Below are 10,996 nucleotides of genomic sequence, written 5' to 3'. Positions count from 1 at the left end.
TGTAGCCGACCCGGGCGGGGACGTGTGTTGCGCCGGCTTGCCGCGGCGGACGCTTGCGATACGGTCGAGGCGGGCTGTGAGTTGAGTGGGCTGGAGGCGGGGCGATGAGCGTTGTGGAGCCGGGGTCGGCGGGGCCGCGCCTCGCCGGGCGCGTCTGGGCCGTGCTGAGCCGGCCGGCGCAGACCTGGGAGGCCATCGAGGCTGAGCCGGCGACGCTGAAGGGGCTCTATCGGGACTGGATCGCGCCGCTGGCGGCGATCCCGGCGGTCTGCGGCGCCATCGGCATGCTGGTGTTCGGCATCGGCATCTTCGGGGTCGGCCTGCGACCGCACCTCGTCCCCGCCATCGCCGAGATGCTGGTGGGCTATGCGGTGGCCCTGGCCGAGGTCTACGTGCTGGCGGTGGCGATCGATCTCCTGGCCCCGACCTTCGGCGGGGTCCGAAACCAGATGCAGGCGTTCAAGTTGGTGGCTTATTCGGGCACCGCGGCCTGGGTGGCCGGCGTGCTGGCCCTCTATCCCTCCGTGGGCTGGCTGGCGGGCATGCTGGGCGGGCTCTACAGCCTCTACCTGCTATACCTGGGCCTGCCGAAGCTGATGAAGGCGCCGCAGGAGCAGGTGCTCACCTATTTCGCCGTCGTGCTGCTGCTGGCCGTGACGGTGGCGCTGGTGCTCGGCGGCGTCACCGAGCGGATCCGCGACATGGGCGGGCCGATGTCGATGGCGGCTCGCCTTCAGACATCGCCGGCGTAGACCCGTTCGGCGCGGCGGCTGAGCCGCACCAGCAGTTCGTGCGCCACCGTGCCCGCGGCGGTCGCGAGATCGTCGAGGCGCGCATTCGGCCCCAGGAGCTCGACCATCTGTCCAGGCTGGGCCTCGGTGTCCCCCAGTTCGATGGCCAGGATATCCATGTTGACGATCAGCAACCGCCGCCGCGCGCCGGCGAACCAGGCGTAGCCGTCGCCCTTCGCGGCGCGGATCACCCCGTCGGCATAGCCGGCCGCCACCACCGCCACGCGGGTGGGCGCCGTGACCCGGACCTGGCCGCCGTAGCCGATCTGTTCGCCCGCCTCGACGTTGCGGATGTCGACGATAGGGGCGCAGAGCGTCGCCACCGCCTTGAGCCGGTCGTCCGGCCGCTCCAGCGGCCCGCCGCCGTAGAGGCTGATCCCGGGGCGCACCAGCTCGAAGCGGTGGTCGGGTCCGAGGAAGATCCCGGCCGAGGCGGCGAGACTGGCGCGGGCCTGCGGGAACAGCCGCCGGACAGCCTGGAAGCGGGCCAGCTGTTGGGCGTTGCGAGGATCGGCGGCTTCGGCTCCGGAGCCGAGGTGGCTCATCAGCAGTTGGACGTCGAGGCCCTTGAGCCGGTCGATCGCCTGGACCAGCGCCCGAGCTTCGGCCGGGGTGACCCCCTGGCGGTTCATACCGGTGTCGACGTGCAGCGCGACCGCAATCGGCCGGCCGGCGGCCTGCGCCAGCCGGCTGGCCTCGGCGACCTGTGTCAGGGTGGAGAGCGCCGGCGTCAGGCCGGCGGCGGCGAGCCTGGGACCGGCCCCGGCGGTCAGCCCGTCGAGGACATAGATCGTCGCGGCGCGGTCGGGACCCAGTCCGGCGCGCAGGGCTTCGGCCTCCGCCAGCCGCGCCACGAAGAAGCTGCGCGCGCCCTGCGCCCACAGCCGTCGCGCGACCTGGACGGCGCCCAGGCCATAGCCGTCGGCCTTCACCACCGGCGCGACCTCGGCCCCGGCCGCCTCGGCGCGGAGGACGTCGTAGTTGTGGGCCAGGGCGTCGAGATCGATCGTCAGGCGCGCGATCGCGGGCTCAGCCATGGGAACGGGGCTCGGCCATCGTGGCTCAGTGCGGGTCGTAGCGGTTGGCGTCGCGGGCCAGGTTGCCGAACTTGGTGATGTCCTCGTTGAAGGACAGCTTCACGTTGCCGATCGGGCCGTGGCGCTGCTTGCCGATGACGATCTCGGCGAGGCCGCGGACCTGGTCCATCTGCTCCTGCCATTTGAAGTGCTCTTCGGTGCCTTCGCGCGGCTCCATGCGGCTCAAGTAGTAGCTCTCGCGGTAGACGAACATCACCATGTCGGCGTCCTGCTCGATGGAGCCGGATTCGCGCAGGTCGGACAGCTGGGGCTTCTTGTCCTCGCGGTTCTCCACCTGGCGGGAGAGCTGCGACAGGGCGAGCACCGGGATCGACAGTTCCTTGGCGAGCGCCTTCATCCCCTGGGTGATCATCGAGACCTCCTGCACCCGGTTGTCGGAGCTGCCGGCGCCGCCGGTGACGAGCTGCAGGTAGTCGATGATCAGGAGGTCGAGGCCGACCATCCGCTTCAGGCGCCGCGCGCGGGCCGCGAGCTTGGCGATGGTGATGCCGCCGGTGGCGTCGATGTAGAGCGGCGCCTCCTGGATCTCGAGCGCGGCGTCGCGCACGCGCCCGAACTCCATGGCGTCGATCTCGCCCTTGCGCAGGCGGTCGCCGGAGACCCCGGAGACTTCCGCCAGCAGGCGCATGGCCAGCTGCTCGGCGCTCATTTCCAGGGAGAAGAACGCCACGACGCCGCCGCGGACGGTCTTCTTCGAGCCGTCCGGCTGGGGCTCCCAGGCGTAGTTCTTGGCCACGTCGAAGGCGATGTTACAGGCCAGCGAGGTCTTACCCATCGAGGGGCGGGCGGCCAGGATCACCAGGTCGGAGGGGTGCAGGCCGCCGATCTTCTGGTCGAGGTCGATCAGGCCGGTGGAGACGCCGGCCAGGCCGCCGTCGCGGCTGTGGGCCTCGGCGGCCATGGTGACGGCGCCGTGCAGGGCGTCGGCGAAGGTCACGAAGCCCTGACTGACGCCGCCGGTCTCCGCGAGGGTGAAGAGCTTCTGCTCGGCCTGTTCGATCTGGTCGCGGGCGGAGAGCTCGGGATCGCCCTGTGCGGCCATGGTCGAGATGTCGCCGCCGATCCGGATCAGGTCGCGGCGCAGCGCCAGGTCATAGACGGCGCGGGCGTAGTCCGGCGCGTTGGCGGCCGGCGGGGCGCGGTCCACCAGGTCGGCCAGGTAGCGGACGCCGCCCAGCTCCTCGAATGCCGGGTCGCGTGCGAACTGTTCGGCCAGCAGGATCGGCTCGGCCAGCTGGCCCTTGCGGATATGGCTCTCCAGCGCCGCGAACAGCCGCTGGTGGAAGGGTTCGAAGAAGTGGCGGCCCTGCAGATAGTCGCCGATCCGCTCGAACGCCGCGTTGTCGTAGAGCAGGGCGCCCAGCAGGGCCTGCTCGGCTTCCACGTTGGCGGGGACGTGCGCGATCGCGATGTCGTTGGACACGGGTCGGAGGTCGAGGGCCGGGACGATTGCCATGGCCCAACTGTTACCCGATCACATGGGCCGTGATCATGCGGCCATCCGCCCATCCCCGTGATTCACAGGCCTGTGGACGAAGCGTGACCGATGGGCGCGCGGCCCCAAAAGAAAACGGCGCGGGACCGGGGTCCCGCGCCGTCGTCAGAGGTTGGCGTCAGCGCCTACCAGCTCATGCTCACGCGGCCGTAGATGAAGCGGCCGTTGAAGCCGAACGGCGAGAACGAGGTGAAGGGCGCAGCGCCCGTCGTGTTGTTGTTCGGCGTGATCTGCTGCGGATACTGGTCGAACACGTTGTCCGCGCCCAACGCCACGGTCACGTTGTGGGGCAGGGTGTAGCGGCCTTCGAGGTCGACGATGCCGCGCACGCCGGAGTGCACGTCGGCGCTGCCGTCGGCGAGGGTGCCGGGCGACAGGACGTCACCGTAGAAGGTGGTGCGCACGGTGGCGCCCCAGTTCTCACGCGACCAGTCGCCTTCCAGCGTCGACTTCCACTTCGGCGTGCCGTCCTCGAACCGCAGCACCGCCTGGCGGGCGAACAGCGAGACCGGGGTCGGCAGCACCGTCTGCTTGGTGGTCGGCGTCTGCGTGACCTTGAAGTCGTTGATGTTGCCCGAGGCGGTCAGGTCGAAGGTCCCGGCCTGGTCGTCGAGGATCCGGTAGTGGGCGACGACGTCCACGCCCTGGGTCTTGGTGTTGACCCCGTTCAGGAAGAAGCGGGCCGCGGAGGCGCCGAGCGGCGACAGCAGGTTGTAGAGCGCCAGGGCGTTGGAACCCGCCGCGGCCGTGCTGCTGCCCGTCAGGATTTCCGACAGCACGATGCGGTCGTTGACGTCGATCTCATAGGCGTCGACCGTCAGTTCGAAGCCGTTGGCGTGGAAGACCGTGCCCAGCGAATAGTTCTTCGAGGTTTCCGGCTTCAGCGGCTCGCCGCCCAGCGCCTTGCCGACCGCGCTGGTCGACGGGTAGGTGCCGGTCTCGAACGGGACGTTGTTCACGAAAACGATCGCCGTGGAGGTGAAGTACTGCTGCTGCAGGCTGGGGGCGCGGAAGCCGGTTTCGGCCGAGCCGCGGAAGGCCCACGCCGGCGTCACGTCGTAGCGCAGGGAGACCTTGCCCGAGGTGTTGTCGCCGAAGTCGGAATAGTGCTCCTGGCGGACCGCCACCGAGCCGGTGAGGTCCTGGATCAGCTTGCCTTCGACGGCGAGGTAGACGCCGACGTTGGTCCGGTGCTTGTCGACGACGTTCGACGGGGTGAAGCCCGTGAAGCCGCGCGAGCCCAGCGCCAGGTCCGGACGGACCGTGCCGCGGGTGTAGGACCCCGGCTCACCGGCGCCGATCGCGAAGCCTTCACGGCGCGCCTCGAGGCCGAACGCCACGTTGGTCCGACCGGCCAGGCCGAGGTCGAAGTCGCGGTTGAAGTCGGCGTTGCCGACCCATTGGTCATAGGTCATCTGGCCGGCGTAGAACGCGTGCGGCGAGGTCGGGCCGAGCGACGGGTTGAGCGTGTTCTCGACGTTGAAGTCGATCTGGTTCCACCCGTAGTCGAGGCTGATGTTCGACTTGAAGCCGAGCATCGTGCCGCGCACGCCGGCGCCCGTGGAGACGTCCTTGGAGCGGGTGTCGAGCAGCGGCAGGTAGCCGTTGGGGTAGACCGAGGGGATGTTCTGGGTCGCATCGTTGGGCAGGCGGAAGGTCGCCGCGGTCTGCGATTTCTTCTGGTCGTAGCCGACGAAGCCGAAGGCCTCGAGGTCGCCCACCAGCGGCTTGGCGGCGTTCAGGTAGACGTTGCCGTCCTGCACGTCGCCGTCGCCGAAGCGCGAGTCGATCCGGACGGGCGTGACCCGCGGGTCCACGTCGCTGCGATTGGTGTGGTTGCGGTCGGTGTACTGGGCCGAAACGGTCAGGAAGCCGTCGGAGCCGAGCTTCAGGCCCTGCCAGCCACTGACGGTGGTGGTGCCGCCGTCGGTGATGTTGCGCCTGCCGCCGTAGTAGCCGTCAAAGCTGGTGACGTATTCGCCATAGCTCACCGACGCGCCGCCGCCGTGGTCGACGCCGCGCAGGATGACGTTGACCACCCCGGCGATGGCGTCCGAGCCATAGAGGGCCGAGGCGCCGTCACGCAGCACTTCGATGTGGTCGATCGCGGTTTCCGGGATGGTGTTCAGGTCGACGGCGGCCGAGCCGCGGCCGACGGAGCCGTTGATGTTCAGCAGCGCCGCGGTGTGGGCGCGCTGGCCGTTGATCAGCACCAGCGTCTGGTCGGGGCCTTGGCCGCGCAGGGTGGCCGGACGGATCGCGTCGGTGCCGTCGGTGTTCGCCGGACGCGGGAAGTCGATGGACGGGATGGTGGCCGACAGGGCGGCGGCGAGTTCGGTCCGGCCCTGCTTCTGCAGGTTCACGGCGCTCACCACGTCGACGGGCGCAAGCGACTCAAGGCGCGAGCGGGCGTCGCCGCGGCTGCCGGTGACCACCAGCTCCTCGACTTCGCCGGCCGGCGCAGGCTGGGCGGCGGCGGCCGTGGCCAGGAGGCTGGCGGCCGACGCGGCGGCGAACAGAAGAATGCGATAGTTCATTAGGCAATACCCCTTGCAGCCGGCGGTTGAGCCGGCGGCGGTTCAGACTGACCCTTGGAGCGGTCTAGCTAGGGTGCGCTGCAGCATCATGATATGATATTTTTGCAACACGACTGGCCTAACGGCCAAGTTTTCGGCGTATTTCCGGAACGGATGCAAAACGGCATCGCGATTGACGCACCGTGAAGCTGCGGCTCGCGCGCCGGCAACCTGGAGTCGCGGCAACCACCCGAGGGTCTGAGGGGTTACGGTCAAGACAACGGCAAAAGGAGCGTCCTATGTCCGCCAAGCAGACCGAGGAAGAGGCCAAGCGGTCCTTCAGCCATGGCTCCAGCGGCGCCACCGCCGACATGGCCGTGGAAGGCCAGCCGAAGCCGGAGGACCGGCATATCGACGTGCCGCACTCGCGCCAGGTCGAGCCCCTGGCCGAACACGAAAAGCACGATCACATGGCGGAGAAGGAGGCCTGCGCCGAGGACCGCCAGGAGGCGCTGCTCGATGAGGCCATCGAGGAGACCTTCCCCTCCAGCGACCCGATCAGCCCCAAACACATCACCTGAGCGCTCGCGCGCAGGCGTGTTTCAGCGCGCCTGCGCCGCCCCTACCGTGTCGGCCATCACGGCGCGCCGGAACCCCAGCGGTTTCGGCGCGCCTGTCGTCGTGTCGACCGCCGTCTGGTGCTCGATCTCGGCGTTCAGCTCCGCGCCGCCGAGCACGACCATGTTCGAAAGCCACAGCCAGGTCATGAAGCCCACCACCGTACCCAGCGAGCCGTAGGTGCGGTCGTAGTGAGCGAAGTTGCTGACGTAGAGTGAGAACAGGGCCGACACCGCCACCCAGAGCAACACCGCCGCAGCGCTGCCCCAACTGATCCACTTCCACTGGACGGGGTCGCGGCTTGGACCGAAGCGGTAGAGCAGCGCCAGGCCCACGGTCAGCCCGGCGAGCAGCAGCGGCCAGCTGATCCAGCCGAACACCATCGCGGCGTGCGGCCCGATGAAGGTCTCGATCGCCGGGCCGGCGGCGAGGATGGTGACGGCGCTGATCCCGAACACCAGGAAGCCGAGGGTGAAGGCGAGGGAGGTCAGCGTGCGGCGCAGGAAGCCGCGCTGCTCATGCTCCTCGTAGGCGATGTTAAGCCCGGTCATCAGGGATTTGACGGCGCCGTTGGCGCTCCAGATGGAGACCAGCAGGCCGACCACGAACGCCAGCGACAGGCCGCCGGTGTTGGCCGACGCCAGCCGGATCATCTCCTGGCCGATGAACCTCAGGGAGTCGCCCGGAAGGATGAAGGCCAGCAGTTGCAGGTGCCGTTGCGCCACGGCGACGTCGGCGAACAGCCCATAGAGGGCGACGAAGGCGCCGAGCCCCGGGAAGATCGCCAGCAGGGTGTAGAAGGTCACGCCGGCAGCAATCATCGGGATCTGGTCGTCGGAGAATTCCTTGCGGGTGCGGAGCAGGATGTCCTTCCACCCGCGGGCCGGGATCTGGCGCGGCGAGCGCGCGCCGCGGCCGCGGCCGACCTGAGCCTTGGCGCGCCGCAGGCCCGGCTCCTGCAGCAGCGCCACGCCGGCCCCGGCCAGCATCACCAGCGGCGCCAGATCCAGGGCGAACTTGCCGATACCCCGCGCCATCCCAGCTCCCTCACATGCCCACGATCGACGGCGGCAATGCGCAGGGCGCGGCGAGGTTCCGCGAGCGCGATCAGGCGTCGGCGCGTAGCGACTCGTAGGCTTCCTGGGCGGCGAGCCATTCCAGCTCCGCGGCGTCGACGGCGGCCTGCGCCTGCTCGCGCCGGCGGCCGAGGTCGGCGGCCTTGGCCGGGTCCTTGGCGAAGACGGCGGGGTCGGTGAGTCCCTGGTCGATCTGGGCGAGCGCCGCCGTGGCGCGGCCCAGCGCCGCCTCGGCGGCCTCGGCGCGTCGGCGGGCCGGGCCGGTGGGCGTCTTGGCGCGCGCGGGAGGCGGCGGAGGCGGCGCGGCGACGGGCGCTTCGCGCACCTGGGTCGGCGCGCGCGCCGCGACCCGGGCCCGGTCGAGGACGAAGCGGGCGTAGTCCTCCATGTCGCCGTCGAATGGCGCGATCGTGCCGTCGGCGGCCAGCCACAGGCGGTCGGCGACCAGCTCCATCAGCGAGCGGTCGTGGGTGATCAGGATGACCGCGCCGTCGTAGTCGTTGAGCGCATCCAGCAGGGCGCGGCGGCTGTCGATGTCCAGGTGGTTGGTCGGTTCGTCGAGGATCAGGAGGTGCGGCGCCTCCATGGCCACAAGGTTCAGCAGCAGGCGGGCGCGCTCGCCGCCGGAGAGGTTGGCGACGGTGGTCTCCACCTTCTCGAAGCCGAGGCCGAACTGCGCCAGCCGCGAGCGGCGGCGGGACTCGCTCTCCTCCGGCAGCGCACGGCGGATGATCTCCAGCGGCGTGTCCGAGGGGTCCATCGCCTCGATCTGGTGCTGGTGAAACCAGCCGACGCGCAGGCGCTGGCTGCGGTGCAGCCGGCCGGCCTGCACGGTCAGGGCGCCGGCCACCAGCTTGGCGAAGGTCGACTTGCCCGCGCCGTTGACGCCCAGCAGGCCGATGCGGTCGTCGATGTCGAGGCGCAGGTCCAGCCTGCGCAGGATCGGGGCCGCGCCATAGCCGACCGCGGCGTCCTCGAGCCGCAGCAGCGGCGGCGGCAGCGGCCGCTCCGGCGACGGCAGGATGAACGGGGCGACCCGCTCCTCGATGGTCGCCGACACCGGCGGCAGCTTGGCGATCGCCTTCAGGCGCGACTGGGCCTGGGTGGCCTTCGAGGCCTTGGCGCCGAAGCGGTCGACGAACGACTGCATGTGGGCGCGCTTGGCTTCGACCTTGGCGCGGTTGGCTTCCAGCAGGCGGAGCTTTTCGGCGCGCTGGTTCTCGAAGTTGTCGTAGCCGCCCGGGTAGAGGTCGAGCTTGCCGTCGGCCAGGTGCAGGATGTGGTCGACGGAGTTGTTCAGCAGTTCGCGGTCGTGGCTGATGATGATCGCGGTGTGCGGGTATTTCCGCAGGCGCGCCTCGAGCCACAGTGCGCCTTCCAGGTCGAGGTAGTTGGTCGGTTCGTCGAGCAGCAGGACGTCGGGCTCGGCGAACAGCGCCGCGGCGAGCGCCACCCGCATCCGCCAGCCGCCGGAGAACTCCGACATCGGCCGCGCCAGGTCTTCGTTGGTGAAGCCGAGGCCGGCCAGGATCTCCGCGGCGCGCGACGGCGCGCGGTCGGCGTCGATCTCGATCAGCTGGGCGTAGATCTCGCCCATGTGCTCGGGCTCAGCGGTCTCCAGGTCGGCCAGCAGGGTCGCGCGCCGAACGTCGGCGGCGAGCACGGTGTCGAGCAGGCCCACGGGCGTCGACGGATGTTCCTGGTCCACCGAGCCGATGCGGGCGGCGCGCGGGAGGCCGATCTCGCCGGAGCCGGGGATCAGGTGTCCGAGGATCAGCTTGAAGAGGGTCGACTTGCCGACGCCGTTGCGGCCCACCAGGCCGACCTTGGCGTCCTTGGGCAGGTTGACGTTGGCCTGGTCGAAGAAGCGGCGGCCCCAGGCGTCGAAGACGAGGTCGTTGATCTGGAGCATAGGGACGCAAGGCCGGAGGTTGGGCGCGGAGGCCGGCGGCTCGCCGACCTGCGAAAATGGGGGACGTCAGGCGTTCGAGAGCCGCGCCGCCGCCTGAACGGCGCGCTGCATAGCAGACGCCGGCCCGCCCGTCATGCCGCCGTCGCCAGATTGTTGCAGCGCAGCGCCTTGGCGACAGCGGAACTCGCAGCTATAGAGCCCGCCACTTCGCGGCCCGCCGCGGCCTCCTCCCAATCGAGACCAGAACCGAGATCATGACCGAACGCACCTTCTCGATCATCAAGCCGGACGCCACGCGTCGCAACCTGACCGGCAAGGTCAACGCGGTGATCGAGGACGCGGGCCTGCGCATCGTGGCGCAGAAGCGCATCCAGATGAGCCGCGCCCAGGCCGAGAAGTTCTACGAGATCCACAGCGAGCGGCCGTTCTTCGGCGAGCTGGTGGAATTCATGACCTCCGCCCCGGTGGTGGTGCAGGTTCTGGAAGGCGAAAGCGCCGTGACGAAATACCGCGAAGTCATGGGCGCGACCAACCCGGCCCAGGCGGCCGAGGGGACGATCCGCAAGCTCTACGCGGAAAGCGTCGGCGAGAACTCCGTGCACGGCTCCGACAGCCTGGAGAACGCCAAGCTCGAGATCGCCCAATTCTTCTCCGACGACGAGATCGTCGGCTAAGGCCGAAACCCGAGACGACGTCGGCGGGTTCTGCTCGCCGACGACTATCCTGTTCAGAAAGTGACGATGCGAGAGTCCAAGATCGGGGGCTTTACGGAGCGCCTGCAGACCCAGGCCGAGGCGCGGAAGGCCCTCCTGGAAAAGTTCAAGCCGAAGCCGATGGTCCAGGCCGAGGTCCTCGAGACCCGCGCCGAGCGCAAGGCCCGCGAGGTGGAAGAAGTCCGCGCCAAGCGCGCGGCGGAGAAGGAAGAGGCCCGGTTGCGCGCGGAAGCCGCCGCCGAAGCTGCCCGCCTGGCGCTCGAGAACAACGAAGAGGCTCAGCTCGAGCTGAAACGTCAGGAGCGCAAGGACCGCAAGGCCCAGGCCAAGGCCGAGGCCCGCGCCAAGCGCGAGGCGAAGTCGGCGGCGCGACGCTAGTCTTCGGCGCCGCCGGTCAGCCGGCGGGACAGGTCGCCGTAATAGCCCTGGATCAGCAGTTCGACGCTGTCGCCGCGCTCCTCGGCGACGAACGCCAGGTCCTTGGCCATCTGGATGGCGGCCGATCGCGTCAGCCCGCGCTCCAGCGCCTGGCCGTCACAGAAGACCGTCCAGTCTCCGTCCTTGAGCGTCACTGCGTACTGGACCATTCGCATCCCTCGCGAAAGCTTCAGCGTACGAACCCATCAAATGGTTCCGAACGCGGGCATAGAGCGCTGCTTCGCCTCAGTCTTTGCTGACTCGCAGAACGCCGGAACCGTCATTTCAAGCCGCCGCGCGTCGCGCAGACGTGACGTGCGCATGTCCATGAGACGTGACCTGTCGGGCCATCGCTGCGATG

At 69.6% G+C, this 10,996-nt stretch carries 10 protein-coding genes; 4 read left to right on the top strand and 6 right to left on the bottom strand.

Annotation, left to right across the window (positions count from 1 at the left end; genetic code table 11):
• Positions 1-104 precede the first annotated feature (104 nt).
• Positions 105-752: a Yip1 family protein gene (locus DJ021_RS16460; protein ID WP_111458573.1), complete on the top strand. Its 648-nt coding sequence runs from the start codon at positions 105-107 to the stop codon at positions 750-752.
• On the opposite strand, the gene alr is transcribed toward DJ021_RS16460, so the two are convergent.
• The 3 genes from alr to DJ021_RS16445 all read right to left on the bottom strand — a co-directional run bounded on the left by alr (position 734) and on the right by DJ021_RS16445 (position 5,920).
• A complete protein-coding gene (gene alr, locus DJ021_RS16455) occupies positions 734-1,828 on the bottom strand; it encodes an alanine racemase (RefSeq protein WP_111458572.1) in 1,095 nt (364 codons plus the stop codon). The two genes, DJ021_RS16460 and alr, sit on opposite strands and share 19 nt — an antisense overlap.
• 25 nt (positions 1,829-1,853) lie before the next feature.
• Positions 1,854-3,344, bottom strand: a complete 1,491-nt coding sequence (locus DJ021_RS16450; RefSeq protein WP_111458571.1) for a replicative DNA helicase — start codon at positions 3,342-3,344, stop codon at positions 1,854-1,856.
• Between the two features lie 164 nt (positions 3,345-3,508).
• Positions 3,509-5,920 (bottom strand): TonB-dependent receptor, encoded by a 2,412-nt coding sequence (locus DJ021_RS16445; protein ID WP_111458570.1) that lies wholly within the window; start codon positions 5,918-5,920, stop codon positions 3,509-3,511.
• A gap of 278 nt (positions 5,921-6,198) precedes the next feature.
• On the opposite strand from DJ021_RS16445, the gene DJ021_RS16440 reads away from it, so the two are divergent.
• Positions 6,199-6,480, top strand: a complete 282-nt coding sequence (locus DJ021_RS16440; RefSeq protein WP_111458569.1) for a hypothetical protein — start codon at positions 6,199-6,201, stop codon at positions 6,478-6,480.
• A gap of 21 nt (positions 6,481-6,501) precedes the next feature.
• Here the strand turns inward: DJ021_RS16440 and DJ021_RS16435 are convergent, their stop codons facing one another.
• Both DJ021_RS16435 and DJ021_RS16430 read right to left on the bottom strand, forming a co-directional pair.
• Positions 6,502-7,554 carry a YihY/virulence factor BrkB family protein gene (locus tag DJ021_RS16435; RefSeq protein ID WP_111458568.1) on the bottom strand — a complete coding sequence of 351 codons (1,053 nt, stop codon included), beginning with the start codon at positions 7,552-7,554 and terminating at the stop codon, positions 6,502-6,504.
• 70 nt (positions 7,555-7,624) lie between these two features.
• Complete coding sequence (locus tag DJ021_RS16430; RefSeq protein WP_111458567.1) at positions 7,625-9,505, bottom strand: ABC-F family ATP-binding cassette domain-containing protein; 1,881 nt, start codon at positions 9,503-9,505, stop codon at positions 7,625-7,627.
• Between the two features lie 254 nt (positions 9,506-9,759).
• Here DJ021_RS16430 and ndk point away from each other — a divergent pair, with 254 nt between their 5' ends.
• Positions 9,760-10,179: a nucleoside-diphosphate kinase gene (ndk, locus tag DJ021_RS16425; RefSeq protein WP_111458566.1), complete on the top strand. Its 420-nt coding sequence runs from the start codon at positions 9,760-9,762 to the stop codon at positions 10,177-10,179.
• A gap of 66 nt (positions 10,180-10,245) precedes the next feature.
• On the top strand, positions 10,246-10,596 hold the full coding sequence (locus tag DJ021_RS16420) for a DUF6481 family protein (RefSeq protein ID WP_111458565.1): 351 nt from the start codon (positions 10,246-10,248) through the stop codon (positions 10,594-10,596).
• Here the strand turns inward: DJ021_RS16420 and DJ021_RS16415 are convergent.
• Complete coding sequence (locus DJ021_RS16415; RefSeq protein WP_111458564.1) at positions 10,593-10,805, bottom strand: hypothetical protein; 213 nt, start codon at positions 10,803-10,805, stop codon at positions 10,593-10,595. The genes DJ021_RS16420 and DJ021_RS16415 overlap by 4 nt on opposite strands.
• Between the last annotated feature and the right edge of the window lie 191 nt (positions 10,806-10,996).

It is taken from the genome of Phenylobacterium hankyongense (assembly GCF_003254505.1).
In the GTDB taxonomy this organism is placed as follows: domain Bacteria; phylum Pseudomonadota; class Alphaproteobacteria; order Caulobacterales; family Caulobacteraceae; genus Phenylobacterium; species Phenylobacterium hankyongense.
This window is presented reverse-complemented; position numbering and strand designations above follow the sequence as displayed.